The organism is Streptomyces aureoversilis, from assembly GCF_042657885.1.
In the GTDB taxonomy this organism is placed as follows: domain Bacteria; phylum Actinomycetota; class Actinomycetes; order Streptomycetales; family Streptomycetaceae; genus Streptomyces; species Streptomyces aureoversilis.
This window is the reverse complement of the sequence record NZ_JBHSKJ010000004.1, coordinates 206,324-231,489: the sequence shown is the minus strand read 5'-3', so window position 1 is coordinate 231,489 and position 25,166 is coordinate 206,324. Positions and strand designations below refer to the sequence as shown.

The following is a 25,166-nucleotide window of genomic DNA, read 5'->3' as shown; positions in this document are numbered from 1 at the left end:
CGGCGATGCCGAAGCCGCGGAAGCCGCCGACCCGGTCACGGCGAACGGACACCGCCACCGGCCCCGGGCACGCCACTGCGCGGGAGCCGTTGCTGCTGGCCCACATCCGCCGCCGCATCGCCCGCGGCTACCGGCCCACCAGCACCTGGGACACCCCCGTCGACTACCTGGCACCCGGCGGCTTCCCCTCGCCCCGCCCCGGAGGCGGCGGAATCGGGCTGGTGATGCCCACCCAGGTGACCCGCGCCACGCCCGAGGAACAGCGGGAGATGTTCCGGGACCTGCTCAAGAGGGTCGGCACGGCATGCCGCGCCCATCCGGACGTACGCCTGGTGCTGATGATCGGGATGCAGTGGCAGACACCGGAGCAGCGGCACGAGGCCCGGCGGCGGCTGGGCGCCCTGGTGGAAATGGCCGCCGACGGCCCGGAAGTCGTCGGCCTGCTGCTCCGCGGACCGCTCAAGGTCCGCACGCTCAACGCGGCCATCTCCGTCGCCGAGCGGCTGGGCCTGGACGGCATCGGCTGGATGGACGACGACGTGCGGATGGAGGAGGAATGCCTCGCCCGGCTGGTCACCGCCTTCCGCGAGGAGGGCTGCCGCGGAGCCGTCGGGGCGACGAAGATCCCCCACTCCAGCGGCCACCTCACCTCCAGGATCCTCCACCGGGCCAAGGCCGTCGCCGCTCCGGCCACCAACTACCCGCACGGCTGCTGCATCCTCGTCGCCACCGCCGTCGTGGCCGGCGGCATCCCGGACCGGTACGTCTCCGACGACGGCTACGTGTGCTTCCGGCTGCTCGATCCCGGAGCCCCGGACCCCTTGCACCGGCTGCGCCTGGTCCCCGGCGCCCGGGTGCACTACCAGGTGGCCGGACCGGCCGGCGCCACCCGCCGGCGCATTCGCAGGCTCCTGCTCAACCACCACATCTACCTCGCGGACTGGTCCTACCCGACCGCGCGCTACTACTTCCGCGAGATCCTCTTCCTCGGCATGTGGCCACTGGCCCGGTGGGACCACTCCCAAGGCGTCCGCTTCGCGTGCCGGAAGGCGGCCATCAAGTGGCTGTACTTCCTGTGGTTCGGCGCCATCGGCGCGGAGCTGTACCTGCGCGGGCTGTTCGGCCGTCCGCTGCGCGAGGTCGCGTGGAGCGGCTACCCGACCGCGGGCGCGCCCGGCCGGGGCACCACGCCGGCCACCGCCGAGCGCGATCTCCACCCCACCGACGAGAGGAAACCCGGTCCATGAAGGTGTTGTCCCTCCACTCCCTGGGGCACGACAGCGGAGTCAGCTATTTCGAGGACGGCCGTCTGGTCTACTCGATGGAGACCGAGCGGCTGACCCGTTGGAAGCACGACCACCGGATCGCACTGGCCGTGCGGCACTGCCTGGCCCAGCCGCAGGTCGACGCGGACGGCATCGACCTCGTCGCGGTCAGCTCGCCGGTGCGCGAATCCGTCCTGCGGATACCCGATCTGAACCGGGCCATGGCCGCCGTCAACGGCGGGGCGCCGCACTACCGCACGACCTGCGACCTGCTGGGAAGGACCGTGGACTGCGTGATCGTCACCCACGAGGTGTCGCACGCGGCGCTGGCGCTGCAGTACGCGGGCCATCCCGACGGCTGTCTGGTACTGACCAACGAAGGGCGCGGGCAGATCTCCCACAGCTCGCTCTTCCAGTACGCGGAAGGCCGGCTCGAGTGGGTCGAGACCGAACCGCTGCCGTGGTACGGCACCGGCTTCGGGTGGAGCGCGTTCGGGTACCTCTTCGGCTTCGGCAAGGGCCCGAGCGTGGCGGGGAAGGTCATGGCCCTCGGCGGCTACGGACAGCCGTCCACCGCGGTCCGGGAGCTCCTGGAGGGGATCGACGACCGCATCCTGTCCGACCGGGCGATGGCCGAGCGGGTCGGCGCCGAGCTGCTCGCCCGGCCGGGGTTCGTCCAGGACTTCGAGCAGCGGGCGGACTGCATCGCGACGTTGCAGCAGATGTTCACGGAGAGCGTGCACGCGGCGCTGGCCAAGCACATCGACGCCGCCGGGCGGGACGACGTCCCGCTGGCACTCGGCGGCGGGTGCGCCCTGAACGTGGTGGCCAACGCGCACCTGCGCAAGCGCTTCGACAGGGACATCGCCATCCCTCCGGCCTGCGGCGACGCGGGCCACTCGCTCGGCGCCGGCGTCTACGCGCTGCGGTTCCTGTACGGCCTGCCGGTCGAGCCGTTCGGGGTGTACCTCAACGGCGAGGCCGAGACCGAGGACGAGATCCGCGAGACCATCATGGCCGCCGCGCTCAACCCGCTGCCCTACGAGCCGGCCGCGGCCGCGCGCGTGCTGGCCGGGGGAGGGGTCGTGGCCATGGTCGGCGGGCCGTCGGAGAGCGGCCCCCGGGCGCTCGGCAACCGGTCCCTGCTGGGCAGCCCGGACGTCGCCGGGATGCGCAAGCGGCTCAGTGAACGGCTCAAGGAACGCGAATGGTTCCGCCCGCTCGGCGCGGTGATGCGCACCGAGGTCTTCCAGGAGCTGTTTCCCGGCGCGCCCCCCTCTCCGTACATGTTGTTCAACTACGACGTGCCCGAGGGACTGATACCCGAGGCCCGGCACGTGGACGGCACGTCGCGGCTGCAGACCGTCGGCCGCGAGCAGAACCCCCGGCTGCACCACCTGCTGGAGGAGTTCGAGCGGATGAGCGGGACACCGGCTCTGATCAACACCTCGCTCAACGCCCGGGGGCGGGCCATCGCCCACCGGGCCCACGACGCGCTGATGGACTTCCGCGAGCGCGACGTCGATCTGTTCGTCCTCGGGAACCTCATGGCCTACAACGGCGGCCGGGCAAGGCCGCCGCGGAAGTGAAGGCCGCCCCGCGGGGTGCCGGCGGCCGGACGGCAGCCGGCACCCCGCGGGGCCGGGGTCAGGGTTCCGGAAGCCCGGCCGCCAGAGTGTCGGAGAGGATCCGCCGGATGGCCGACCGTCGCGGCCGCCAGCCGAGCCGGTCCCGGATGCGCCCGCTGTCGGCCCGCAGGACCGCCGGCTCGGTGCCCTCCCGGTGGACGACCGGAACAGTACGCCCCGTCAGCTCCTCGGCGGCCGACACCACATCGAGCACCGCGACGCCGGTGCCGCTGCCCACGTTGAACACCGCGTGCTCGCCCGCGCGACAGGCGTCCAGCGCGGCCGCACACGCCCGTGCCACGTCGTCGACGTGCACGAACTCGCGGACCGAGGACCCGTCCCCGGTCACCGTCAGGGCCGGGACCCGGCCGGTGGCCGCCAGGAGCGTCCGGGGCACCAGACGGGTGGGATCCGGGTCGGGGCACCCGTCGGCACCCGCAATGTTGACGCAGCGCAAGGTGACCGCACCCAGTCCGCCCGTCCCGGCCCGGAAGCCGATCACCTCCTCGGCGGCACGCTTCGACGCCGCGTAGGGAGTGTCCGGACCCAGCGGGTCGTCCTCGCGCGCCGGGGTGCCGTCGCCCGGCCCGTACACCGCACAGGTGGAGACGAAGACCAGGCGGGCGTGGCCGGCGGCCCGCCCCGGGCCGGCGAGGGCGCTCAGGACGTTCACCGTGCCCTGGACGTTGGTGGTGAAGTACCCCAGCGGATCACGGCGGGACTCGGCGGTGCGGGTGAGCGCCGCGAGATGGCAGACCGTGTCGATCCGCGCCTCGCGCACCACCGCCGACAGCCGCTCCGCGTCCCGCACGTCGCCGTGCACGGCCCGCGCCCCGTCCGGGCGGTGGACCCCGCCGCCCGGACGCCGGGTCAGGCCCAGCACCTCGTGCCCCGCCTCGCGCAGCCGCCGCACGACGGACGTGCCGAGATAGCCGTCGGCCCCGGTGACCAGCACGCGCGACCGCCGTGCGGCCTCGCCGCCCGTCACCGTCCGCCGCGGCCGCCGGCGCGGTGGCCGTGGTGCGGATCGTAGGCTCCGGAGACGACCAGATCGGTGACGTCACGTTCCAGGTGATCCAGGCCGTGCTCCCGGGCGATTCCGTGGGCGACCTGCAGCATGGCGTTGGCCCGGTTCTTGAACGGATCGCACACCTTGGGGCAGATGGAGGGCAGCTGGGCGCGCAGCGCCATCCGCTGTTCCCCCTCCCAGACCTCACGGAAGGAGGTGTCGATCGCGCTCCCGTAGGACGCGCCGTTCGGCCGGGGGTGGTAGTTGCACGGGTACAGATGCCCGTCCGAGCCGATGGCGGCCATCATGTCGGTGATCGAGCAGTGGGAGAACCGGCGGGCCGACTCGCCGAGTTCGTCGAGCCGGTGGACCTCGACGAGCTGGAACGCGTCGTCGACCAGGTCGTCCCGGATGCTCGCGATGAGGCGGTTGGCATGCTCGCGCTGCGCCCCGTCGAGCAGCCGGTCGCCCGAGATGTCGCGTTTCAGCCGCAGCCGGTCGGCCCCGATCTCCCGTACCAGCTCCGCGGCCTCCCGCACCTCGTGGTAGTTCTCGGGGTAGAGGATGAACGAGACGCTGATCTCCAGTTCCGTGTCCAGCTCGTCGCGACGGGTGACCAGCTTGCGCAGGTTCTCCACCGCCCGCTCGAACTTGACGGCTCCGGAGCGGTGTCCCTTGAACTTCAGCGCGCCGTAGGTCTCGGCCTTGCCCGCGTCCAGGCTGAGGTGCAGGTAGGCGGTGTGCACCAGGACGTCGATCGCCCGGTCGTCCATCAGCACGCCGTTGGTGAACATCCCCACGCGCATGCCGTGAGCCGTCAGGTAGCGGATGGCCGGAATCAGCGCCGCACGGGCGACGAGAGGCTCGCCGATCAGCCCGGAGAAGGAGACGTTGCACACCCCGAACTCCGCAGTGTGCCGTGTACCGCCGGACTGGTACGCCGCGGTCTTGCGGTAGCCGACGAGGTCCTCGGCGAGCTTCATCATCGCCTTCGGTTCGGCCAGCACGTCCGGCAGCCGGTCCGGGGCCTCCTTCGACGCGTCCAGCATCACCAGCCGCTCGTGGTCGTCGTCCCAGACCTCGACGGGCACGTGGTCGCCGATGCACCACTGGCAGCGCAGGTTGCAGCCACTGGACGGGTGGATCAGCACCTCGTACGGGGGCAGGACCTGTCCCTCGGTGTTCGCCGCGAACAAGGCCCACTGCCGGCGCAGTACGTCGAGTTCGTTGAACCTCCCCGACAGGTCGGTGCGGAAGTGTCCGCTCAGACTCGTGGGCTGTCGTGCCATGCTCTTCACCCCTCGCGCTCGGTCACTGCCATGGGGAACACAGGGAACTACGTGCCTCGTGCCGACGGCCGCGGGGGACCGAGGTAGTCGGAGGTGTCCGCCCACGGGGCCCGGCGGAGCGGGCGGTTCACGAGTCCGCGGACCAGCAACGCCGACCCGGCGGCGGCGAACCAGGAGAAGTGGACCGCCTTCACCGCCCAGCGCAGCGTTCCACCGGCCGGCCCCCGCCGGCCGTCCCACGGGGCGAGCGGCCACAGTCCGTGGAAGAGGGTCTCCTCGAAGTACACCCGTGCCTTCGGCCAGGGATAGTCCGCCATGTGCAGGAGGTGGCTGAACAGCGTCGAACGCAGCCGGCGCACGGCGGTGCCGGGTGTTCCCCCGTGGAAGAACCGGCAGCGCGCGTCCGGCAGGACCTCCAGGGCGTGGAAGGGATCCTCGGCCGCCGGGTCGAGGAGTTCGAAGAGTACGTACGCGTCGTCCGCGCCGATCCTGGTGGGAATGCCGCCGGCCACGACGCCGGCCTCGACGAGCATGCAGCAGGCGTTCGGGTAGTTCTTGCGGGGCGCGGTGGTGAGCCCCAGCCGACGCAGCACACGGGAGGTGCTGTCCCGGGTGGCCAGCGCCACTTTGGCCGCGCCCACCGCACCGGTTCGCCCGCGCTCCTCGAACCGCTCGACCAGCCGCTCGACGCACCCCGGCTCCATCCGGACGTCGTCGTCGAGCCAGAGCCACGCCGCGGGGCGCAGGGGCGCGGCGGCCCTGAGCGCCGCGTTCGTCGTCCGCACCTTCCCCGGGCCGGGCAGCGAAAGGCCCACGTACGCCAGGCCGGGCGCCCTTTCCCGGGCCAGGTCCCCGATCCGGGCGAGCCGGCGCACGGCTTCCTCTGCCTCCTCGCCCGCCCGCCACTGCATGCCGAACCACAGGACGACCGGCAGCCGCGGGCGGGCACGACGCAGCGCCACCACCTGGTCGAGGACGTGGCCGGCGATCTCCATGTGCTCCCGCGGGCTGCAGCGGCTGACGTAGCTGGGGCAGAGCACGGCCAAGCCGTGAGGCGGCACGTCCGGCAGGGCGTCGGCCGCTCCCCGCCCGGACAGTCTCGCCCATGTGCCGTCGGCGCCGGCCCGCACCAGGGCTGTGACCGGAGGCTCGGGCTCCGGTGGTGGCGCGAATCCACGGGCCACCAGGCGCTGCGGCCAGCGCCGGAAGGGTTCACGGCCGAGCGTCACCGGCCCCGGACCCGGTCCGTGCCGGCCGCCGCGCAGCCCGCGGGTCGCGCGGTGCGGGTGCGGATGCGGGGTATCGGGATCACGAGCCGTGCAGGTCGAGTTGTGGCGCGCACCATGCTCTGCTCCCCGACGCGAGGATGGAGTCCGGTATCACGGCATTACCTGTACATGACCAGCATTTGCTCCACAGGACTCTACCCCAGAGGTTCACACCGGGGAAGACGCCAACGACCGCTGAACCAGGCCGGGTTCAGCGGGCTCGGCGAAGCTTCCACATCAGCACGGCCGGCAACCCGGTGAACGCCGCGCGCGCGGCCTCGGGCACCTGCGTCGCGGCCGACATGCTCACCCGGCATTCCTCGGTGAAGACCGGTTCGGCGCTGTCCACGACATCCAGCCGGTGCTCCGCGAACGCCTTCAGGTAGGCCGAGTGCGAGTGGTGGTGGTTGCGGACGAAGCCCACACGCCCCTCGCCGAGCGGCACGACGGCATGGCCGCCGAGCAGCACGAGAGTGGGATGGACGTCGCACAGGATCGCGTGGCCCCCGGGACGGAGCAGGCGCCCGATCTCGCCGACCGCCCGCCGCAGATCGTCCTGGTGCGCCAGGCCCAGGCAGCAGGTCACCACGTCGAACCCGCCGCTCGCGAAGGGCAGCGCCCCCATGTCCGCGACCACGAGCCCGCTGCCGGGCAGCTGCTGCCGGGCCCGCGCCAGCATCGTCGGCGACCTGTCGACGCCCACCACCTGGTGACCGAGTGACCGCAGCCGCTCCCCCTGGCGTCCCGTTCCGCATGCCACGTCGAGCGCCCGTCCCGCGGGAATCCCCGACAGGGCGCGTTCGAGGGCCCGGTCGGCCAGCACCATGACGGCGTTGGGGGAGTCGTCGTACGACGCCGACCATGTCTCGTAGCCGTCCGGTACGGGGCTCTCCTCCACGACGACGTCGCCGGACGGGGACCGCGCGGACCACCGCCGGCACAACTCGGCCGCCTCCGCGATCCGCGCGGCCGAGGCCGCCGCGTCACCGACCAGCCAGGACCGCAGCAAGGCCAGACCCTCGACCCCGAGCAGATAGTGGACGAACGGGAAGGTCTTCGGCCCTGCCGGCACTGCTGGCTCCCGGAAGTCGTGTGCGTCGGTCATGGCGACGTCGGAAGAGACGTGTGAGGTGCTCAGGGGAGGGGCTGGGTGTCTCCTGCGAAGACAATGATCTGATCGATGAGGTTCCGCCGCAGGTGGACGACATCCGTGCCTGCCAGGCGGGGGCCGTCGTCAGGTGTAGTGAAAACCCACTGGTACCGAGCCCATTCGTCCGGCATGTCCACTCCCGAGCAACGGGTCATCGTGCCGCTCCCTGCCGGATGACGCCGGATGTCCCGTACGAAGCGCTCGACTGCCTCTAGCCCCTCGCTGCGCCCCAACGGTCCCCAGAGGATCACGTCCGAGGTCAGGGCCTGGGCCAGCAGGGTGGTCACATACCTGTCGTCCGAGGCGTTGAATGCGGAGATGAACGTATCGATCGCACACTGCGCGGTCTCTTCCTGCATGCATCAGTAATACCAGCCAACTTGCGGAATGCGACCCTCAGTTACCCGGGATGCCCGTGAGGTGTCCCGCCGTCCACGCCTGACCGGCCGGGTGGGAGCCGGGGCGGGCCCCACCCGGCCACGTCCGCTCGTCACACGAAGGCGCTGTGACCGGTGACGGCCTTGCCGACGATGAGGGTGTTCATTTCGCGGGAGCCCTCGAAGGAGTAGACGGCCTCGGCGTCCGCGAAGAACTTGGCGATCTCGTAGTCGAGGACGATGCCGTTGCCGCCGAAGAGTTCACGGGCCCAGGCGACGCATTCGCGCATGCGGGTGGTGGTGAACGCCTTGGCGAGCGCCGCCTGCTCGGCGCTGCTCCGGCCGGCGGCGACCAGCTGGTTGAGGCGGACGACCATGCCGAACATCGCGGTGATGTTGCCGAGCATCTTCACCAGGAGATCCTGGACCAGCTGGAAGGAGCCGATGGGCCGGCCGAACTGCACGCGCGTGACGGCGTACCCACGGGCCAGCTCGTAGGCGCGCACCGCGATCCCCAGCGCCTGCCAGGCCACGCCGCCCCGCGTGTGCGCCAGGACGGCGGCCGTGTCGCGGAAGCTGTCGATGCGCTGCAGACGGTTCGCCTCGGGGACCCGTACCCCGTCGAGGACGATGTCGGCGTTCTGCACCGTCCGCAGCGCGATCTTGCCCTCGATCTTCGTGGCGGTGAAACCGGGGGTGCCCTTCTCCACCACGAAGCCCTTGACGTTGCCGTCGGCGACGTCGCGCGCCCAGACCACGACGAGATCGGCGAAGGTGCCGTTGCCGATCCACCGCTTGGCACCGTCGAGGACCCAGGTGTCCCCCTCGCGCCGGGCGGTGGTGCGCATGCCGCCCGCGACGTCGGAGCCGCCCTCGGGCTCGGTCAGGGCGAATGCGCCGATCTTGTTCATCGCGGCCATGTCCGGCAGCCAGCGCTCGCGCTGCTCCGGGCTTCCGCCGCCGCGGATGCTGCCCATCGCCAGGCCGGTGTGGACCCCGCAGAACACCGCCAGCGACGGGTCGACGCGGTTGAGTTCCATGGTGAGGAAGCCGGAGAAGAGCTCGCTGCGCGGGCGGCCGTCGCCGAATTCGGGATAGGTGTATCCGGCCGGCCGGAGCTTGGCCACCTTGCCGATCACCTCGAAGGGGAATTCCGCCCGGTCCCAGGCGTCCTGGGCCAGCGGCTTGATCTCGCTTTCCAAGTAATCGCGAATGCCGGCCAGTTCGGCCCGCTCGGCATCGCTGAGCAGGTCGGCGAAGCCGAAGAAATCGGGGGTGGCGTTGGCGGGCTTGGGCATCGATGACTCCTTCGTGAAAGGTTCAGCCGTGGTCGGCGTGGCGCAGCGCGGCGTTCAGGGCGAGCTGTTTGCGGTCGCGGAGCAGGGCGCGTTCCCGGTACGCCTCGGGGCCGTGTCCGTACGCGGCCTCGGTCTGGTGGACGATCGTGGCGACGGCGGCGTCGTCCAGCTCCGGGCGGCCCAGGCGCCGCCAGCCCTCGGTGAGGCCGGGGCCCAGGTGCTGCATCATGTGGCGGATGCCGCCGGGGCCGCCGCCGAGGTGGAAGCTCTCGAAGGGGCCGACGGCCGCGTAGCGGCCGCCCAGCGACGCCTTCATCACGGTGTCGAGCTCCCGGGCGTCCACCACCCCACTGACAACGAGGTGGATCGCCTCCTGGAGCACCGCGCTCTGCAGCCGGTTCGCCGCGAACCCGGGGACCTCCTTGCGCAGCCGCACGGGCGTCCTGCCCAGGGCCCGGTAGAAGGCAACGGCCGCCTCGACGACGTCCTCCGTGGTGCGCTCGCCCGGCACGATCTCCACGAGCGGCACGAGGTGCGGCGGATTGAAGGGGTGTGCGACCAGCAGCCGCGCGGCGGCCATGTCCGGCAGTCCGTCGGCGATCCGGGAGGCGACGATCCCGGAGCTGGAGGTGGCCAGCACAGCGCCGGCCGGGGCGTGCCGGGCGATGTCGGCGAACAGCTGCTGCTTGAACTGCAGGTTCTCCGGGCCGTTCTCCTGGACGAGCCGGGCTCCGGCCACGGCGTCGGCCAGGTCGTGGGTGGTGCGGATGCGGCCGCGCAGTTCGGGCGCGTCGCTGCCGGGCAGTCCGGCGGCGAGCATCGGCAGCGCGTCGTCGACGGCCGCGTCGAGGTCCTCGCGCGGATCGGTGACGGTCACCTCGATTCCGTGCGAGGCGAACAGCGCGGCCCATGCGAGGCCGATGGTGCCGGCGCCGACGACGGTGACGGTCTTCCACTCGGGGGTCATGACGCGTCCTCCTCGGTCAGGTAGTCGTGGACGGGAACGGCCTTGTCCAGCGTGAGATCCGTGACGATGTGGCAGGCCGAGACGATCTCGCGCACCGGCAGGTCCGCCAGCGGCGCCAGCACGTGCTCGAAGAGCTGCAGCCGTGCGGGGCCGGTGTAGGCCTCCTTGACCACGAGATCGGTGATCCGCGTGCGGACCAGTTCGCAGACGCGCGGGGTGCCGTCGTAGCCGGGGACGACCTTGAGCATGTACGTGGGCACGGCGATCTGCTCGCGGGCGAGCTCCGGGGCGAGCGGCCGGTGCTTGTAGCCCATCGTCGCGGTGGCCACCCGCACGCTGCCGTAGTCCAGCGTCCCGACCAGCGCGGAGTGGTCGGAGAACAGGGCCGGCGTGCCCATCGCCTTCGGATAGGCGCTCACCTCGCGGCCCGCGGCGGTGGCGGCGAAGCTGTCCAGGTACATCGCGTGCAGGTACTCGCCGCGCTCGTCCCCGAACCGCACCGGGATCGCCTGTCCGGCCTCGACGTACGGGCCGTAGGCCGTGACGTCCGTCATCTTCATCACCTCGAACCGCACCAGCGGTTCGTCGACCCGCAGCGGCTCGGGCACCACGGCCCGCAGCGCCTCGGGGTCGGTCCGGTAGACGATGCTGAGGTACTCGCGATCGGTGAAACGGGCCGCGACCGGGGCGTACGCGGGTGCCGTGACGGGGGTGTTGAGGGTCCCCAGGATGCGGGTGCGGTTCATCGTCCGCTCCACTGCGGGGCGCGCTTCTCGGTGAAGGCACGCACCCCTTCGGCGAAGTCGGCCGAGCGCAGCAGCGCTCCGGCCTCGGCGGCCTGCGCGGCGAACGCCTCCGCCTCCGGCGCGCCGTCGGCCAGCCGGACGGTCCTCTTCACCGCGGCCAGGGCCAGCGGCGCGTTGGCGGCGATCTCCTCGGCGAGCTCCAGCGCGGCCGGAAGCGCTCCGCCGTCCGGGGTGAGGCGGTTGACGACGCCCAGCTCGCGGGCGCGTCCGGCGGTGACCGTGCGGCCGGTCAGCAGCAGCTCCATCGCCAGGTGATGGGGGACGCGCCGGGGGAGCCGCACGACTCCGCCGCCACCGGCGATCAGTCCGCGCCTGACCTCGGGGAGGGCGAAGCGGGCGCCCTGGGCGGCGACCACCAGGTCGCAGGCCAGGGCCAGTTCGAATCCGCCGCCCAGGGCGTGGCCCTCGACGGCCGCGATCAGCGGCTTGGTCGTCGGGGCCTCGACGAGTCCGGCGAAGCCCTTGCCGGGGACGGTCACCTGTTCGCCGCGGGCGGCGGCCTTGAGGTCCATGCCCGCGCAGAAGGTGCCGTCCGCGCCGGTGAGGACGCCCACCCGCAGCCCGGGGTCGGACTCCAGCCGGTCGACGGCCGCGGCGATGCCCAGAGCCACCTCGGCGTTCACGGCGTTACGGGCCCGGGGCCGGTCGATGGTGACGACGAGGGTGCTGCCGACGGTCTCGGTGCGGATGGCGCTCGTCGCCGCGCCCATTGCCTTGTTCATCGCCGTATTCATCGCTGTGTTCATCGCTGTGCCCTTCCGCGGTCGAGCTCGGCGAGCACTTCCTCCGTGTGCTGACCGGGAAGCGGCGCGTGCCGGCGCACCGAGGCCGGTGAGGCGGAGAACGTCAGCGGTATACCGACCACCCGGTACGCTCCCTCGCTGGGGTGCTCGGCGACGTCCAGCAGATGCCCCTCGCGGACGTACGGGTCCTCGGCGGCCTCGTCGAGCCGCAGCACGGGGCCGACCGGGATGCTGTGCTTGGTGCAGACCTCCGTCCACTCCTCCGTGGTCAGCCGTGGCGTCACCGTCTCCATCAGCTCGGCAAGGGCCTCGCCGTCCCGCTTCGCGTCGATGAACTCGCCGTTCACTCGCGGATCGTCGGCCAGGTCGGGACGGCCCGCGGCGGCGAACAGGTCGCGGAAGTTCTGCGGGCTGTACGGGATGATCATGGCTAGGCCGTCCTTGGTCGGGCGGGCCCGGTGCCCCTTGTTCATGGACAGCGGGAATCCGGTGGGTCCCATCGGCGGCTCGAAGGTGCGGCCCTGCAGGTGCTCGACCAGGTTGAACGCCAGCAGCGTGTCCACCATGGGCACCTCCACCCGCTGCCCCCGGCCGGTGGCCCGCTGGTGGACGAGGGCGGCCAGCGCCGCGTAGACGATCGTCAGCGCGGCGACCTTGTCGGCGATGATGCTCGGCAGCACCACCGGCGCCCCCACGTCACCCGCGCGCTGCGCCAGGTCCAGCAGCCCGGAGGCGGCCTGCACCGTCTCGTCGTACGCGGCCAGCCGGGCCCGGTCGGAGTCCGGGCGGAACCCCTGGGCATGGACGTGAACGAGGCGGGGGTGGGCCGCGGCGAGGTTGTCGTAATCCATGCCGAGGCGGCGCAGGGCGTCGATGCGCATGTTGGTGATCAGGATGTCGGCGGTGCCGATCAGCTCCAGCGCCCTGGCGCGTTCGCCCTTGTCCTTGAGGTTGAGCGTCACGCTGCGCTTGTTGCGGTTGACGTTGAGGTTCAGCGGCGTCATGCCGGGCGTGCGGTGCAGCGCGCCGACGCGGACGGTGTCGTTCGGCGATTCGATCTTGATGACGTCGGCGCCCAGGTCGCCGAGGATCTGCGCGGCGTAGGGCCCCATCACGACGGTGGCCATGTCGATGACGCGGACTCCGGCGAGCGGGCCCGCGGGCGCGTCTGTTCCTGTTGCGGGCTCTGTGAATTCTACGGATTCTATAAATTCTGCGGACTCTGCGGATTCCATCACCACTCCACTACGGACAACGGGACGGGGAACGGGGGAGCCCCGCACCCTCTTCGGTGCGTTCCCGCGTCCTGAGAAAAACGCTAGTCCGGTGACGTGCGGAAACCCAAGCGATCAGTGACACCAAAACGCGAAAAACGGCGTGACCACAGCGGTCACGCCGTTTCCTGGGCGGGGCTCTCAGGAGGGCCCGGTGAACACGGACCCGGCCTCCGTCACGAGTCCGTACAGGTCGCCGTCCGGCTCGGCCCGGTCCCGGCGCCAGATCAGCCCCGTCGCGAGGGCGGGGGAGAAGTCCCGGAAAGGCAGGACGACGCTTGACCCCTTTCCGCTCTCACTGCTTTTGGTGCTGAGCAGGGTGATTCCGAATGCCGAGCCGTTCGTCACGATCTCACGGACGCTCGCATAATCCCCGATATTGAGAGTGATTTCCTTACGGATTCCCGCGGCTTTCAAACGCACCCGCAGCTGGTCGAAATACGTCGGGAGCGTCCCGGGCGCCGACGTCACATAGGTGTGCTCGGTGAGCTCGCTCAGCGACACCGAGCTCCGCGAGCCGAACTCGGCGGCAGGCAGCAGCGCGGCCAGCGGCTCGCGCAGCAGCTCCAGCACCTCGATCCCCTCGGCGTGCACCGGCAGGTGCACCAGCGCCATGGCCAGGTCGCCGCGCTGCACCGCGTTGACGAGGTTCGCGCTGTTGCCGGGCCAGCGCTTGACGTCGAACCCCTCGGTGCAGCGCTCCTCGACCCGCTCCAGTTGCTCCCGCAGCCGCGGGTGCAGGGCCGGCACCACCCCCACGTACACCGTCTGCCGCTCCGGCCCCAGGGCCCGGCGCAGCTGCCAGGGGATGTCGTCGAACCGGCCGAGGACGTCCTTCGCGACGGGCAGCAGCGCCGTGCCGGCGCTGGTCAGGGCCACGTGGTGCGAATCCCGGTCGAACAGCCGCTGGCCGAGCTCGCGCTCCAGGTCCCGTATTCGCTGGCTCAACGGCGAAGTGGCCATGTGCAGTTGCCGCGCGGCCCGGGAGAAGCTGAGGTTCTCGGCGACCGCCACGAAGTAGCGCAGATGGAAGATATCCATCGCCGTACCCTAAGGCGTGTCCGGCGGATACCGTCTCATGGCGATGCGTCACGACGATGTGCAGATCGCCTCTGCAGTCACTTTCTGGGGTGTGCCCGTCGTGTTCTCGGCGGTGATCTGCCATCCGGTGCCGTTGGGGAGTGCGCGAGAGGCGCCGATGAATGCCTGGCCGCTGGGGAAAGAACCACCACCGCTGGCTACTTGGCCGGGGTCGCAATTGGCGGTCGCAACGCCTTCATCGCCGGGCTGGACGGTGATCTGGTTGCCGAGCCGGGGCTCGTGGGCGACCGTCGAGCACAGGGCGACCGCATTGAAGTTCTGCACCGCGTCCGAGTTGTTGAACACCACGGCGTGGTACGACTGGGTCGAGGCGGAGAACCGCAGGCCGACGACGTCGGTGCCTGTCGCCTCCCAGCCTCCGCCGGTGGGTACCTGGCTGCCGGGGCACCTGAGGAAGCTGCTGACGCTCTGTTGGTGGGCGGGTACCGTGAGCGGGGCGTCGGCCAGGCGCGTGTGGGACTGAGCGGTGCAGACGACAAAGGCTGAACCTCGCCTCTCCACGCCCGATTTGTTGCTGAACTTGACTTCCCATGCATTGCCTTGAGGTGAGGAGCCGGTCAGGAAGAGCCCTTTACCGGACCTGACGCCGCCGCCTCCGCTCGGTTCACGGCCGGCTGGGCACGGCGCGATGGCCGTTCTGGCCTGGCCTGCGGGGATGACCACCTCGGCGCCTTGACTCCCGGTGTGATCCATCGGGGCTGCGGCCCTGGGTTCGGAGGCCGGTGCACTGCCGGTCCGGCCGGTGGCATCGGTCATTCCTGCGGTGAGGGTCAGGGCGGCGACCGCCGCCATCACGGGAATCCTGATCCACTTCATTTCGTCCTCCCCTGTGCCGTTACTCCTGCAAGGCAGGCATGCCCTATACGCCCGAAAGAACCCGGAAAGTCACTCGTCTGAGCTAACGGGCCTCAAGAACTCCACTCCCACGAGTGGCCACCCTGGGAAGGAAGGGAACACAGGGACCTGGGCCTTCTCAGGTGCGTCCGACGAATCGCGTCAGGGGCACAGCATGGCCAAGCGGGCCCGCCGACCTGACCGTCGGACAGGCTGGTGCTGGTGCTGACGGGCGGCGGAGGGCCGCACCCCGTGTGGGGGTGCGGCCCTCGTTGCCTGGTGCTTACGAGGTCCAGCCGCCGTACGGCACGGTGATGAGTTCCATGGCGTGGCCCGCCGGGTCCATGAAGTACACGCCGAGCCCGCCGTCGTTGTGGTTGATCGTGCCGGGCTGTTGCCGGCGCGGGTCGGCGTAGTGCTCGATGCCGCGCTGACTGATCTGCGCGTACGCCGCGTCGAACTCCTCCTCGGAGATCAAGAACGCGTAGTGCTGGGGAGCGATCCGGTCCGCGGGGATCGTGGCGAAGTCCAGCGTGACGCCGTTGCTCAGGTCGACCGCGATGAACGGGCCCCACTCGGCGGTGATTTCAAGGCCCAGCAGGCCCGCGAAGAACTCTGCGGACTCCCGGTTGTCCCGGGCGTGGACGATCGTGTGGTTCAACTCAACTGTCAAGGAATGCCTCCGAGGGCATCTCCTGACACCTCCATGCCTCACCCAGCCGGTGACCGACACGCGATGTCGCCGTGGATCATAGTCGCCGTTGTCTGTGTTGTCGAAGCGCGTCGGCGGAGGGAAGGATGCGGATCGTGGTGGCTCGGGTGTGGGCCGTAGGCTCGTGATCATGGGATTGGACATCACTGCCCTCATAGTGGACTGGGCCGAGCTGGAGAGCAGCCCCGTCCATGAGCGCAAGAGCGTACTCATCGAGGCCGCGGACCCGGACGACTACGACGGATCCCTGGAGGAGGGCTGGGCCTGGCTGCCTCCAGCCCACGAATCGTTCCCGTCCTGGTGCGCACGGTACGAGTTCGCCGGCACCCTCGGGTCCTTCAAACCGCACTTCTGGGCAGGCGAGCGGTGGGAAGCCATTCGCGAGCACGCCCCGGCTGACCTGCGCAGCGCACTGGACACCTTCCTCGCCGGGCTGATCTGGGCCCCGCCCGGCGCCGACAGCGACCCGGTCGAGGGCGCCGCCGAACCCTGGTACGGCGAACCGTTGGTCTATTGCCCGCCCCTGGACGTACCGGCCCTGGCACAGGCATGGACCACAGCAGACCCCCGGCTCGAAGCGCTGCGCGAACCGTTCAACACCTATGCAGCCACTCCCGGGCGTTGGGTTGGCAGGTTCGAGGAATTCACCACGCTGCTCCACGGATGGGCCGAGGTCGTCGCAGAAGCCCGCCACCGCGGATGGGGGCTGATCGGGCTGCCGATCTGATCCCGCTCCGCGAAGCGGGAGCCATGGCTCCGCCCCGACTTTCCAGCGGCAGAGCCGCGGTGTCGGTCATCTATCGGGGGCTGTCGGTCCGATGGCGGCGGCTTGTCGGCGGGGCCTGGGACCGTTCCGGAGACGGCCGACCGGAGCTCACCGGGCGGCCCCGATTCCGAGGAGCCACCATGCAGACGCCCGTCACGATCATCGGCGCAGGACTCGGCGGACTCACGCTGGCCCGCGTCCTGCACGTCCATGGCATCCCGGCCGCGGTCTACGAGGCGGAGTCCTCACCGTCGGCTCGCACGCAGGGCGGGATGCTCGACATCCACGACTACAACGGGCAGCTCGCCCTCCAGGCGGCCGGCCTGATGGACGAGTTCCACGCCATCGTCCTGGAGGGCCGCCAGGCGATGCGGGTCCTCGACCGGGACGGGACCGTCCTGCTCGACAAAGCCGACGACGGCACGGGCGGACGCCCCGAGGTGCAGCGCGGCGACCTGCGACAGATCCTGCTCGACTCACTCCCGGACGGCACCGTTCGGTGGGGGCACAGGGCCGGCAGCACCCGCGCCCTCGGCGGGGGCCGCCACGAAGTGACCTTCGCCGACGGCAGCACCGTCGCCACCAGCCTGCTGGTCGGCGCGGACGGCGCGTGGTCACGGGTCCGTCCGCTGCTCTCCACCGCCATACCCGAGTACGCCGGCACGTCGGTCGTCGAAACCTACCTGTTCGACGCCGACACCCGGCACCCGGCCGCGGCGAAAACGGTCGGCGGCGGGTCGATGATCGTGCCCGCGCCGGGCAAGGAGATCTTCGCCCACCGGGAGAGCGGCGACACCCTGCACATCTACGTGGGGCTGTCCAAGCCGCAGGACTGGTTCGCCGACATCGATTTCACCGATGCCGCCGCGGCCACCGCACGGATTGCGCAAGAGTTCGGCGGCTGGGCGCCGGAACTCGCCGCCCTGATCACCGACGGCGACACCGCGCCGGTCCTGCGCCCCCACTATGCTCTGCCGGCCGGGCATCGGTGGGACCGGGTGCCGGGCGTGACCCTGCTCGGCGACGCCGCCCACCTCGCGACCCCGAACGGCGAAGGCGCCAACCTGGCCATGCTCGACGGCGCCGAACTCGGCAAGGCCCTCGCCGCGCACCCCGACGACGTCGAAGCCGCCCTCACCGAATACGAGCAGGCCATGTTCCCCCGCAGCACCGAAGCCGCCGCCGAAGGCACCCACCTCATCGAGCTCCTCTTCGGCGACGACGTCCCCCACAGCCTGATCGCCGCGTTCATCGAAGAAGGGCAGACCCTGTGAGCCACCAGCCGAGGTCACTGCAGTGACTGTTTTCGCTGCTGATCGGACAGCTCCCGGGGCCGGGACCGAGGTGATGCCGCGGGCGCTGCCCGGGTCTGAGGCAGACGGGTGCCCATGGCCCGCGCCGACCACCGTAGGTGTCGGTCAGCGGTGTCGACGATCTGATGCGTGGCCTTCTCCGGCCTGTCGCATGCGGTCGAGTTCCGGGAAGGCAAGGACGTCGGCGTTCGGGAATTCCGGAACCGCGATCTCCACCGCCGGGACCGTCAGCTCGCCGCCCTCCTCCTCGGGCTCGTCGAGACGTGCGTAGCTCACCTCGCCCTTCGGTGTCGCGACCTGCCAGATCCAGGGCAGGTGCACGTCGCCGGGGAAGAGGAGGGAGGTGCCCATGGCGCGGGCGAGGAGCACGGCCAGGTCCCGCTCCGCCGGGCGGTAGGACCGCTCTGCCGCGAGACCGACGTCGAAGGCCCAGTCCAGATCTCCCCTGCGCCGTTGAAAGCCGCAGAGCACGGGGGCGTCCCACCGGCAGTCGTACGTGCCGGTCGCATCGTCGCCGTCATACAGCTCGACGTCATGGGCCGGCAGATCGAAGACCTCTGCCAGGGCTGTGCGCATCCGGGTGCGCGTGCTGTGGCCCGGCGCCAGGAAGATGTAGAAGGCCGGCGGTCCTTCGCTCACTTCTGTCTTCCCTTCCACGTTTCCTCCAGCATGAATTGTTCGGGGCAGGAGGGCTGCCGCCCCCGAAAACACCGCGTCCCCCTGCCAGTCCGTAGGCAGGGGGACGCGGTCGTTGAGGTGAATCAGGTCACGTGCTGGGTCAGCATTCTATGACGCCCTTGGCGATGCCCTTGAACGCGCCGGTGAGCATGCCGATGGCGACTCCTTCGGGGCCGGTGAGGGCGCCCATGGCACCTCCGACGACGATGCTCGTGCCGATCTTCTTGGCCATGCACTTGTCGTGCTCGTCGCTGTTCTTGGAAGCGGAGCGGCCATGAGGGAATTCGCCGCCGTCATCATCTTGGTGGTCTTCTTCGCGGCGGCTGCGGCGGGGGTGGCGGGGGTGTCGCTGCCCAGGGAGTAGGTCGGGGGCGTGATCGTGCCGGTGACGGTGTCGCCGGTGACGCCTTCGATGGTCTGGGTGACGGTGTTGCCGTTCACCGCGAGATCGACCTTGTGGGTCGTGCCGTTGGTGTCCGTGACGGTGCCGGGCTGCACCGTTGCGATCGTGCTGCCGTTGGCGTCACTGACTTGGACACCGCCCTTGTAGGCGGTCAGCTTGGCGCCTGCGGGCACGTCCCCTCGCGGCTCTCTTCACGGTTCTGTTCATGATCGATTTCTGTGGAGAGGACGTGTCGTTTCTGTGGCGATCCTGTCGCGTTCGGTGAACGTAGGGCGATGGAAGCCGGAATGATGGATTCCTGACGGAACTCGCCTCAGTGATCTAGGACACCTCGCTCGGCAGCAGAGCCGCTCACCGCGTTGCCCTTCGGCCCCGCGCCTTCGCACTCGCAGGGGGTGGGGCGGAGGATGGGTGTGGTGGGTCCCGTAGTTGACAGCCAGTCCCCAGGGGGAACACGTGATGAGCCACATCGCAGCTGCCCTGACCATCGCGGCTTCCTTCACCTGGCTGGGCATGGTGCTGGGCATTTCCTGCCTTGAGGCGCCCCTGAAGTTCCGCGCGCTCCGTGCGGCCGGCGCGACGAAAGCAGATGTCACCCGCCTGGGTGTGAGTATCGGGCGGGTGGTGTTCCGGGCACTCAACATCGCCGAGGCCGCGCTGGCCGCAGTGATCGTCGTGGTGGTCGCGATCGGCTCCTCCACCGCGTTCGTTGCCGTGTCCGCTGCGGCAGTCGCAGCTCTCCTGGTTGTGCAGCTCGCGGCCGTCCGGCCGGCACTCAACCGGCGCAGCGAACGAGTACTCGCCGGACAGAACCCTCCACGCTCGCGGGCCCACCACCTCTACCTCGGCCTCGAACTGCTGAAGGTCGCCGCACTGATCACACTCGGCATCGCGGGCTTGTGCGCCATCTGAGCCGGTCCGAAACCCGACCGCCCCGCGTTGCCGGGCTCCAAGCCGAACCCGGCACACAACGGCCCACCGGCCTTGAGGCGTAGGCCGCCGGTAGGAGCGGGGCCCAACGTCCGGTATGCGGAGGGCGGTTCAGTCATCTGCTTACCGAAATGCGAGCAGCTGCCGCCGGGGGCGCCTCTGTGACGCCGGTCACCACACATGCGCCCCTAGATTGCTAGCATCCTAAACATGGCCGCCGAGAGACAGGTAAAGCAGTTCAACGTCTACCTGCCCGTCGACCTCATCCGCGAGGTCAAACATCACGCTGTCGACACCGAGCTATCCCTCTCCGCGATTGTCGCGACAGCCCTGACCGAGTACCTCCAGCGCGTCGCAAGCGCCGGGAAGGAGAGCACGCATGACGACTGACGGCATCGAGGGGTTCCTCGTCGAGACCCGTAACTATGGTGCAACTGCTGCGTTCTGGAAGTCGCTGGGCTTCGAGAACGTCCTGGAGACCGATCACGGCTCCGGGCACTGGTCCCATCCGGCCGGCGGACCTTACGTGTTCATCGTCGAGCAGCACGAACGCGAGCTCGCCACTCACCCCGTGCTCAAGGTGGCGGACGCCGAGGCCTTCGCGCCCGACCGTGCACCGGAGTTCGCCCAGCAGTTCACGCCGACGCACTGGGGCGTCCAACAGGCACTGGTCCGGGACCCCGACGGGCGGATCGTCGCACTCGAATCCCCGCTCCGCGACAGAAGCGACAGCAACAAGAGCAACAAGAGCAACGACGGCAACGACGGCACAGAAGGGCATCGCCATGGCTGACGAACAACACCGCCCCGACCTGCACGAACCCGACCACACCGCTGTGCGCGTCGCACTGTGGCGCGCCCTTCACGTCCAGGCCGACGCCCCGCCCCACGTGCTGGAGGACGAGATCGGGCTGAAGCTCGCCGATCCCGGGCAGCACTGGCGGGAACGGGGCGACATGACCATGCCGGGCGTCAGCGGCGTTCGCGCGTCCATGGTCGCCCGCGCCCGCTTCATCGAGGACCTCGTCGCCGAACGCGCCGACGTCGGCGCGACCCAGTACGTCATCCTCGGCGCAGGCCTGGACACCTTCGCCCAGCGGCGCCCCGAACTCGGCTCCCGCCTCAGCGTTTTCGAGGTCGACCAGCCGGGCACCCAGGCGTGGAAGCGGCAGCGTCTCGACGAGCTCGGCTACGACATCCCGCCCTGGCTGACCTTCGTGCCCGTCGACTTCGAGGCAGGCGACTCGTGGTGGGAACGGCTGACGGCCGCCGGGTTCGATCCGCGGAAGCCGACGGTCGTCGCGTCGACCGGCGTCAGCATGTACCTCACACACGAAGCCAACACAGCGACGCTGCGCCAGGTCGCCGCACTCGCGCCCGGCTCCGTATTCGCCACGACGTTCCTGCTGCCGCTGGACATGCTCGACCTGGACCAGCGCCAGGTCCAGGAGTTCTCGATGCGCAACGCCGCCGCCTCCGGCACCCCGTTCATCAGCCTCTACTCACCCGGCGAAATGCAGAAAGCAGCCCTGGAAGCGGGGTTCACGAAGGCCGTGCACGTATCTCCCGACGACCTGGCCGCCCGGTACTTCGCCGACCGTCACGACGGCCTGCGCCCGCCCCGGGCCGAGCAGTTCCTCGTCGCCGAGGTGTAGCCCGTCGACGGACCGACGGACCGACGGACCGACGGACTGACGAACCGACGGACTGACGAACCGACGGGCACACCGGTGGTCGGGCGGGCTTCTTGATCTCAACTGCGGTTGAGCTTCTAGGGTCGTCGACGACGAAAGGAACTCAACTGTGACGACGTTGGTTACGGGTGCCACCGGGAACACGGGGCGGCATGTGGTGGCAGAGCTGGTCCGCCGAGGAGAGCGCGTTCGGGCACTGACGCGGAATCCGGCTGCGGCCGCGGCCGCGGGAAGGCTTCCGGCCGAGGTGGAGCTGGTGGCCGGCACGCACACGGCACCGGAGAGGCTGGACGCCGCCCTCGATGGCGTCAGCCGTCTGCACATCACGGTGACGGCGGGGCTCGCCGAGGTCGGGCCCGAGCTGGTGCGGCGGGCGGTCGGCGCGGGTGTGCGGCGCATCACCGTGCTGTGGGGTGGTGGTGTGGGGCCGGTCGAGCAGGCCGTGGCGGACTCGGGTGTGGAATGGACACGCCTGGAACCGCAAGAGTTCATGTCCAACACGTTGGCCTGGAGCGAATCGGTTCGGTCCGAGGGGATCGTGCGCGAGCCGTACGACTTTCCCAGCGCGCTCGTCCACGAGGCCGACATCGCGGCAGTGGCAGCGGTTGCGCTGCTCGAAGACGGCCATGCGGGGCGTGCCTACAACCTCACCGGGCCCGAATCGCTGACCCCGCGTGAACGGATCGCCATCCTGTCCCGGGCAATCCGGCGCGACATCGATTTCGTCCCGATCACGCACGAGCAGGCCGTCGACCGGCTGATGGCCACCGGTGTGCCCCGGGCGGACGCCGACTATGTCATCGGCTGGTACTCCGCTCCCAGCGATGCCTCCACGACCGTCGTGGACACCGTCAAGCAGGTGACCGGCCACCCGGCGCGCACGTTCGCACAGTGGGTGGCCGAGCACACGGAACACTTCCAGGCGCCCCGCGTCAAGGCCGGCTAGGCCAGGGCAGCGATCTGAACCCCCGGGCGTCACTACCCCGACTGTTCCTGAGTCGGCTCGGGGACTGCTGTTATGCCCTTACCGCTTGCGGGGCACGGTGTAGTAGCCGCGCCAGGACGAGTGTGCCTCCTGGCCGATACGGAAGGCCAGCACGGTTCCGTACTTGGCGCGTACGGCACGGACGGTCGCTGTCGCCTCCGGGGTGATGTCGCAGCGGAGGTAGAGGTATCGCGGTGGCGGACATCCAGGTGCCTCTTCCACCAGCCCGTAGGGCGCTACATCCCACGCGATCGTCAGGTCAGGGGACTGGAGTTCCGGTGGGCTCATGTTGCGCCCGTCCGGATACTTGCCGTGGTTGCGGTAGTAGTCCAGTGCGTAGCGCACCGATCCCCTCGCGTAGGGCAAGTCCTCGCCGTTCTCGTCCTGGAGCCCCCATTGCGCGAGGGAGGCTGCGCGGATCCTGGGAAGGACGTCGGTCATGTCGTCCCGGACGCCGAAGTAGGCCACCGCCTCCATGTCGCAGACGAGGGAGTGCTCGGGATCGTCCGAGCCCCACAGGGCCTGCGAGCCGGGTCTGGCACAGTCGTCCCTGAAGCGGGTGAACGCATAATCGAGGCCGGTCACGGAACCGAGGCGGCCGACCAGCGCCTGGAGCTTGTGTTCCTGCTGCGCTCTCCTGGCCCGCGCCTGGTCCGAGACCGCCAGAGAACGCAGTTTCCGGTCATCGGGCCCGTGAGAGCAGCCCGCGGTCGACACCACCAGGGCCAGCGAGAGCATTACCCCGCCTGCCCACCCACCACGCCACTGCCGCCCGCCTGTCCCGCGCCGCTCGAATCCTGCCACGGCCACCCCCCCTGAGTCCGTTCATCCTGCACCAGCTGGTAGCACCATCGAACTGTAGGACTCCAGGCATCCGCTAACCGGGTGCCCATGACGGCATGGGCTGGGAGCGATCAACGGTGGATCGGGAAATGATCTCCAGCGGGCCTCGTTGCTGCACGTCAGGTGCACTCGTGAACGCCCGGTGTGGCTTCGGCCTGGGGCTGTGGCCGCCGGTTGATCGGGGCGCCGGGCCGCGTCGATGCCGGTCTGCGGTGTCGCGCTCGCGCCGCCGCAGACCGTGAGAGCCTGTTCCTGCTGGTCAGTTGGTGCTCTTGCTGTCTTCGAAGTGCGCGTCGAGCACTGTGTCCAGTTCCGTCACCCATTGCTTGAGCAGGTTCCGGTTCGGCGCGTCGATGTGGGTGTCGTAGCTGCGGCGGCTGGTGTACACGCTGACGGTGAGTCGGCGGCCGAACCGGGGGGTGTTCGTCTCCACCGCGCCGATCTCCGACCAGTCGAACTCGGCCATCTCGTCGTCCAGCCGGAACGTGACGCCGGTGCTGTCGACGGTGATCGAACCGCGTCGGTCGGATACCTCGAAGACCGGGCCGTCGGCGACCGGTCGAGGTTCCCCTTCGGCGACAGCCACCTCCGCTTCCGATTCCACCTCGGCCTCCGTTTCCGCCTCCGTTTTCGCCTTCGGTTCTGAAGCGGCGCCGGCATCCGGTTCGGCGTCCGCCGGTACCGGCGTACGCTCCTTTGCCTCGGCAGGGCGCGGCGGGGTCAGGCCGGGGACGAACGCCGGATCGGTTCCGGCGGCGTGCACGGTCGGGTTGTTCTGGTCTCTGCGGTGCTCCACGGCGGGCAGTATGGCCGATGAAGCTGTGCAAGCGGTAGCCGGGCCGGCGGCCGCCGAAGCCCATCAGCCGCCACGACCCGTACGGAGTCGGGCGGGCAGCCCCTGCTCTTCGGAAGGAGCCTGCGCATGAGCCCGTCGTGGGATGCGGACCTGCTGGTGGTCGGTGCGGGGCCGGCCGGGGTGGCCGCTGCGGTGATGGCGTCGAGTCTGAGGATGACGTGCGTGGTCGTCGAGGCCGAGGAGGTGGGGGCGAAGCTGCGGGCGATCGGGGCTCTGGAGAACGTTCCGGGTGGCTGGTCGACGGGCGCCGCGCTGGCCGAGGCGCTCGCGGGAGACCTTGCCCGGCATCAGGAGCTGGGGCGTGTCAGCGTGCTGTCCGGCCGGGTCGTACGGGTGGCCGGCCATGACGACCGTGCCGAGGTCGCGCTCGACGACGGCCGTGTCCTGACGGCGTCGGCCGCGGTGGTCGCCACCGGGGTGACGGCGCTCGCGCCCGAGGATGCCCCCTGGGTCGAGGCGGGGGAGACCAGATGGCTGCCGCCGCTGTGGTGGGCGGCGGCCGGTGACCTGGAAGGACGCCGGGTGGTGGTGCTGGGCGCGGACCGGCCGCTGGGCACCTGGCTGCGCGCGCATCCGCGGGCGAAGGTGCATTTCGATGTGCTGTTCCCTGAGGCTGACCGGTACAAGACCGACGAGGTCGCCGGCAACCCGCGCCTCGGCCTGGACATCGTCGACCGCGTCACCATCGCACCGGTCCCGGAGGGCTTCCGGATCAGTGCCTGGCGCCCGGGCGGCGGCGTGCACAACTTCGTCGTCGACACCGTGCTGGGCAACATGGGCTCGAAGCCGGCAGCCGTGCCGGGCCTGGTCGTCGGAGCGGACGGGTACTGCCCGCCGGAGGAGCAGCACCCGCGAGTGCTGGTTGCCGGTGATCTGAAGGGGGCCCGTATGCAAAGGATCGCGGTGGCCATGGGCGACGGCTCGCGGGCGGCGCTGGAGCCGTACTACCGGGCCCAGCCCGGCCTCGGCTGACCGTC

28 protein-coding genes are annotated in these 25,166 nt (G+C 70.3%); 11 read left to right on the top strand and 17 right to left on the bottom strand.

Annotation, left to right across the window (positions count from 1 at the left end):
- The first annotated feature begins 5 nt into the window (after positions 1–5).
- Both ACFPP6_RS08835 and ACFPP6_RS08830 read left to right on the top strand, forming a co-directional pair.
- Positions 6–1,247 carry a glycosyltransferase family protein gene (locus ACFPP6_RS08835; protein ID WP_382038835.1) on the top strand — a complete coding sequence of 414 codons (1,242 nt, stop codon included), beginning with the start codon at positions 6–8 and terminating at the stop codon, positions 1,245–1,247.
- On the top strand, positions 1,244–2,854 hold the full coding sequence (locus ACFPP6_RS08830) for a carbamoyltransferase C-terminal domain-containing protein (protein ID WP_382038833.1): 1,611 nt from the start codon (positions 1,244–1,246) through the stop codon (positions 2,852–2,854). The genes ACFPP6_RS08835 and ACFPP6_RS08830 overlap by 4 nt, the downstream gene beginning before the upstream one ends.
- Positions 2,855–2,912: 58 nt before the next feature.
- Here ACFPP6_RS08830 and ACFPP6_RS08825 read toward each other — a convergent pair whose 3' ends face one another.
- The 13 genes from ACFPP6_RS08825 to ACFPP6_RS08765 all read right to left on the bottom strand — a co-directional run bounded on the left by ACFPP6_RS08825 (position 2,913) and on the right by ACFPP6_RS08765 (position 15,682).
- Entirely contained in the window at positions 2,913–3,848 is a 936-nt protein-coding gene (locus ACFPP6_RS08825; protein WP_382038831.1) for an NAD-dependent epimerase/dehydratase family protein, read from the bottom strand.
- A gap of 29 nt (positions 3,849–3,877) precedes the next feature.
- A complete protein-coding gene (locus ACFPP6_RS08820) occupies positions 3,878–5,191 on the bottom strand; it encodes a radical SAM/SPASM domain-containing protein (protein ID WP_382038829.1) in 1,314 nt (437 codons plus the stop codon).
- 47 nt (positions 5,192–5,238) lie between these two features.
- On the bottom strand, positions 5,239–6,420 hold the full coding sequence (locus ACFPP6_RS08815) for a glycosyltransferase family protein (protein WP_382038827.1): 1,182 nt from the start codon (positions 6,418–6,420) through the stop codon (positions 5,239–5,241).
- A 250-nt stretch (positions 6,421–6,670) separates the two neighbouring features.
- On the bottom strand, positions 6,671–7,564 hold the full coding sequence (locus ACFPP6_RS08810; protein WP_382038826.1) for a class I SAM-dependent methyltransferase: 894 nt from the start codon (positions 7,562–7,564) through the stop codon (positions 6,671–6,673).
- A gap of 29 nt (positions 7,565–7,593) precedes the next feature.
- On the bottom strand, positions 7,594–7,968 hold the full coding sequence (locus tag ACFPP6_RS08805; RefSeq protein ID WP_382038824.1) for a nuclear transport factor 2 family protein: 375 nt from the start codon (positions 7,966–7,968) through the stop codon (positions 7,594–7,596).
- Between the two features lie 131 nt (positions 7,969–8,099).
- Positions 8,100–9,284 carry an acyl-CoA dehydrogenase family protein gene (locus ACFPP6_RS08800; RefSeq protein ID WP_382038822.1) on the bottom strand — a complete coding sequence of 395 codons (1,185 nt, stop codon included), beginning with the start codon at positions 9,282–9,284 and terminating at the stop codon, positions 8,100–8,102.
- 22 nt (positions 9,285–9,306) lie between these two features.
- Complete coding sequence (locus ACFPP6_RS08795) at positions 9,307–10,251, bottom strand: 3-hydroxyacyl-CoA dehydrogenase NAD-binding domain-containing protein (RefSeq protein ID WP_382038821.1); 945 nt, start codon at positions 10,249–10,251, stop codon at positions 9,307–9,309.
- Positions 10,248–10,997 (bottom strand): acetoacetate decarboxylase, encoded by a 750-nt coding sequence (locus ACFPP6_RS08790; protein ID WP_382038819.1) that lies wholly within the window; start codon positions 10,995–10,997, stop codon positions 10,248–10,250. Before ACFPP6_RS08790 ends, ACFPP6_RS08795 begins: the two co-directional genes overlap by 4 nt.
- The gene (locus ACFPP6_RS08785; RefSeq protein WP_382038818.1) at positions 10,994–11,779 is read right to left on the bottom strand and encodes a crotonase/enoyl-CoA hydratase family protein; all 786 of its coding nucleotides are present in this window, start codon (positions 11,777–11,779) and stop codon (positions 10,994–10,996) included. The genes ACFPP6_RS08790 and ACFPP6_RS08785 overlap by 4 nt, the downstream gene beginning before the upstream one ends.
- A gap of 20 nt (positions 11,780–11,799) precedes the next feature.
- Positions 11,800–13,035: a CaiB/BaiF CoA transferase family protein gene (locus ACFPP6_RS08780; protein WP_382038816.1), complete on the bottom strand. Its 1,236-nt coding sequence runs from the start codon at positions 13,033–13,035 to the stop codon at positions 11,800–11,802.
- 180 nt (positions 13,036–13,215) lie between these two features.
- Positions 13,216–14,115, bottom strand: coding sequence for a LysR family transcriptional regulator (locus ACFPP6_RS08775; RefSeq protein WP_382038814.1), 900 nt, complete (start codon positions 14,113–14,115; stop codon positions 13,216–13,218).
- A 48-nt stretch (positions 14,116–14,163) separates the two neighbouring features.
- Positions 14,164–14,991, bottom strand: coding sequence for a hypothetical protein (locus ACFPP6_RS08770; RefSeq protein ID WP_382038813.1), 828 nt, complete (start codon positions 14,989–14,991; stop codon positions 14,164–14,166).
- A gap of 301 nt (positions 14,992–15,292) precedes the next feature.
- The gene (locus tag ACFPP6_RS08765; protein WP_382038811.1) at positions 15,293–15,682 is read right to left on the bottom strand and encodes a VOC family protein; all 390 of its coding nucleotides are present in this window, start codon (positions 15,680–15,682) and stop codon (positions 15,293–15,295) included.
- 169 nt (positions 15,683–15,851) lie between these two features.
- On the opposite strand from ACFPP6_RS08765, the gene ACFPP6_RS08760 reads away from it, so the two are divergent.
- The gene (locus tag ACFPP6_RS08760; protein WP_382038809.1) at positions 15,852–16,448 is read left to right on the top strand and encodes a hypothetical protein; all 597 of its coding nucleotides are present in this window, start codon (positions 15,852–15,854) and stop codon (positions 16,446–16,448) included.
- Positions 16,449–16,627: 179 nt separating this feature from the next.
- Positions 16,628–17,761: an FAD-dependent oxidoreductase gene (locus tag ACFPP6_RS08755; protein ID WP_382038808.1), complete on the top strand. Its 1,134-nt coding sequence runs from the start codon at positions 16,628–16,630 to the stop codon at positions 17,759–17,761.
- Positions 17,762–17,905: 144 nt separating this feature from the next.
- On the opposite strand, the gene ACFPP6_RS08750 is transcribed toward ACFPP6_RS08755, so the two are convergent.
- Complete coding sequence (locus ACFPP6_RS08750) at positions 17,906–18,439, bottom strand: hypothetical protein (RefSeq protein ID WP_382038806.1); 534 nt, start codon at positions 18,437–18,439, stop codon at positions 17,906–17,908.
- Between the two features lie 139 nt (positions 18,440–18,578).
- Positions 18,579–18,710: a hypothetical protein gene (locus ACFPP6_RS08745; protein ID WP_382038805.1), complete on the bottom strand. Its 132-nt coding sequence runs from the start codon at positions 18,708–18,710 to the stop codon at positions 18,579–18,581.
- A gap of 141 nt (positions 18,711–18,851) precedes the next feature.
- On the opposite strand from ACFPP6_RS08745, the gene ACFPP6_RS08740 reads away from it, so the two are divergent.
- From ACFPP6_RS08740 to ACFPP6_RS08715, 6 genes are all read left to right on the top strand, one after another.
- The gene (locus ACFPP6_RS08740; RefSeq protein WP_382038803.1) at positions 18,852–19,028 is read left to right on the top strand and encodes a hypothetical protein; all 177 of its coding nucleotides are present in this window, start codon (positions 18,852–18,854) and stop codon (positions 19,026–19,028) included.
- A 312-nt stretch (positions 19,029–19,340) separates the two neighbouring features.
- Positions 19,341–19,793, top strand: a complete 453-nt coding sequence (locus ACFPP6_RS08735) for a hypothetical protein (protein ID WP_382038801.1) — start codon at positions 19,341–19,343, stop codon at positions 19,791–19,793.
- Between the two features lie 228 nt (positions 19,794–20,021).
- Positions 20,022–20,201: a DNA-binding protein gene (locus ACFPP6_RS08730; RefSeq protein ID WP_382038799.1), complete on the top strand. Its 180-nt coding sequence runs from the start codon at positions 20,022–20,024 to the stop codon at positions 20,199–20,201.
- Positions 20,191–20,604 (top strand): VOC family protein, encoded by a 414-nt coding sequence (locus ACFPP6_RS08725; protein ID WP_382038798.1) that lies wholly within the window; start codon positions 20,191–20,193, stop codon positions 20,602–20,604. The genes ACFPP6_RS08730 and ACFPP6_RS08725 overlap by 11 nt, the downstream gene beginning before the upstream one ends.
- Complete coding sequence (locus ACFPP6_RS08720) at positions 20,597–21,466, top strand: class I SAM-dependent methyltransferase (protein WP_382038796.1); 870 nt, start codon at positions 20,597–20,599, stop codon at positions 21,464–21,466. Before ACFPP6_RS08725 ends, ACFPP6_RS08720 begins: the two co-directional genes overlap by 8 nt.
- A 148-nt stretch (positions 21,467–21,614) precedes the next feature.
- Complete coding sequence (locus tag ACFPP6_RS08715) at positions 21,615–22,451, top strand: NmrA family NAD(P)-binding protein (protein WP_382038795.1); 837 nt, start codon at positions 21,615–21,617, stop codon at positions 22,449–22,451.
- 78 nt (positions 22,452–22,529) lie between these two features.
- On the opposite strand, the gene ACFPP6_RS08710 is transcribed toward ACFPP6_RS08715, so the two are convergent.
- Together ACFPP6_RS08710 and ACFPP6_RS08705 are read right to left on the bottom strand one after the other, a co-directional pair.
- The gene (locus tag ACFPP6_RS08710) at positions 22,530–23,228 is read right to left on the bottom strand and encodes a hypothetical protein (protein WP_382038793.1); all 699 of its coding nucleotides are present in this window, start codon (positions 23,226–23,228) and stop codon (positions 22,530–22,532) included.
- 364 nt (positions 23,229–23,592) lie between these two features.
- Positions 23,593–24,129, bottom strand: a complete 537-nt coding sequence (locus ACFPP6_RS08705; RefSeq protein WP_382038792.1) for a hypothetical protein — start codon at positions 24,127–24,129, stop codon at positions 23,593–23,595.
- A gap of 126 nt (positions 24,130–24,255) precedes the next feature.
- Between ACFPP6_RS08705 and ACFPP6_RS08700 the strand changes: the two genes are divergently transcribed.
- Positions 24,256–25,161: an NAD(P)/FAD-dependent oxidoreductase gene (locus ACFPP6_RS08700; RefSeq protein ID WP_382038790.1), complete on the top strand. Its 906-nt coding sequence runs from the start codon at positions 24,256–24,258 to the stop codon at positions 25,159–25,161.
- The last annotated feature ends 5 nt before the right edge of the window (positions 25,162–25,166 follow it).

Excerpts from the sequence above, each read along its gene's own strand:
- ACFPP6_RS08755 (WP_382038808.1), top strand. The coding sequence starts at position 16,628 with ATGCAGACGCCCGTCACGATCATCGGCGCAGGACTCGGCGGACTCACG.
- ACFPP6_RS08745 (WP_382038805.1), bottom strand. The coding sequence starts at position 18,710 with ATGGCCAAGAAGATCGGCACGAGCATCGTCGTCGGAGGTGCCATGGGC.
- ACFPP6_RS08785 (WP_382038818.1), bottom strand. The coding sequence starts at position 11,779 with ATGAACAAGGCAATGGGCGCGGCGACGAGCGCCATCCGCACCGAGACC.
- ACFPP6_RS08810 (WP_382038826.1), bottom strand. The coding sequence starts at position 7,564 with ATGACCGACGCACACGACTTCCGGGAGCCAGCAGTGCCGGCAGGGCCG.
- ACFPP6_RS08800 (WP_382038822.1), bottom strand. The coding sequence starts at position 9,284 with ATGCCCAAGCCCGCCAACGCCACCCCCGATTTCTTCGGCTTCGCCGAC.
- ACFPP6_RS08805 (WP_382038824.1), bottom strand. The coding sequence starts at position 7,968 with ATGCAGGAAGAGACCGCGCAGTGTGCGATCGATACGTTCATCTCCGCA.
- ACFPP6_RS08760 (WP_382038809.1), top strand. The coding sequence starts at position 15,852 with ATGGGATTGGACATCACTGCCCTCATAGTGGACTGGGCCGAGCTGGAG.
- ACFPP6_RS08720 (WP_382038796.1), top strand. The coding sequence starts at position 20,597 with ATGGCTGACGAACAACACCGCCCCGACCTGCACGAACCCGACCACACC.
- ACFPP6_RS08830 (WP_382038833.1), top strand. The coding sequence starts at position 1,244 with ATGAAGGTGTTGTCCCTCCACTCCCTGGGGCACGACAGCGGAGTCAGC.
- ACFPP6_RS08790 (WP_382038819.1), bottom strand. The coding sequence starts at position 10,997 with ATGAACCGCACCCGCATCCTGGGGACCCTCAACACCCCCGTCACGGCA.
- ACFPP6_RS08795 (WP_382038821.1), bottom strand. The coding sequence starts at position 10,251 with ATGACCCCCGAGTGGAAGACCGTCACCGTCGTCGGCGCCGGCACCATC.
- ACFPP6_RS08735 (WP_382038801.1), top strand. The coding sequence starts at position 19,341 with ATGAGCCACATCGCAGCTGCCCTGACCATCGCGGCTTCCTTCACCTGG.
- ACFPP6_RS08725 (WP_382038798.1), top strand. The coding sequence starts at position 20,191 with ATGACGACTGACGGCATCGAGGGGTTCCTCGTCGAGACCCGTAACTAT.
- ACFPP6_RS08770 (WP_382038813.1), bottom strand. The coding sequence starts at position 14,991 with ATGAAGTGGATCAGGATTCCCGTGATGGCGGCGGTCGCCGCCCTGACC.
- ACFPP6_RS08835 (WP_382038835.1), top strand. The coding sequence starts at position 6 with ATGCCGAAGCCGCGGAAGCCGCCGACCCGGTCACGGCGAACGGACACC.
- ACFPP6_RS08710 (WP_382038793.1), bottom strand. The coding sequence starts at position 23,228 with ATGCTCTCGCTGGCCCTGGTGGTGTCGACCGCGGGCTGCTCTCACGGG.
- ACFPP6_RS08775 (WP_382038814.1), bottom strand. The coding sequence starts at position 14,115 with ATGGATATCTTCCATCTGCGCTACTTCGTGGCGGTCGCCGAGAACCTC.
- ACFPP6_RS08780 (WP_382038816.1), bottom strand. The coding sequence starts at position 13,035 with ATGGAATCCGCAGAGTCCGCAGAATTTATAGAATCCGTAGAATTCACA.
- ACFPP6_RS08820 (WP_382038829.1), bottom strand. The coding sequence starts at position 5,191 with ATGGCACGACAGCCCACGAGTCTGAGCGGACACTTCCGCACCGACCTG.
- ACFPP6_RS08700 (WP_382038790.1), top strand. The coding sequence starts at position 24,256 with ATGAGCCCGTCGTGGGATGCGGACCTGCTGGTGGTCGGTGCGGGGCCG.
- ACFPP6_RS08730 (WP_382038799.1), top strand. The coding sequence starts at position 20,022 with ATGGCCGCCGAGAGACAGGTAAAGCAGTTCAACGTCTACCTGCCCGTC.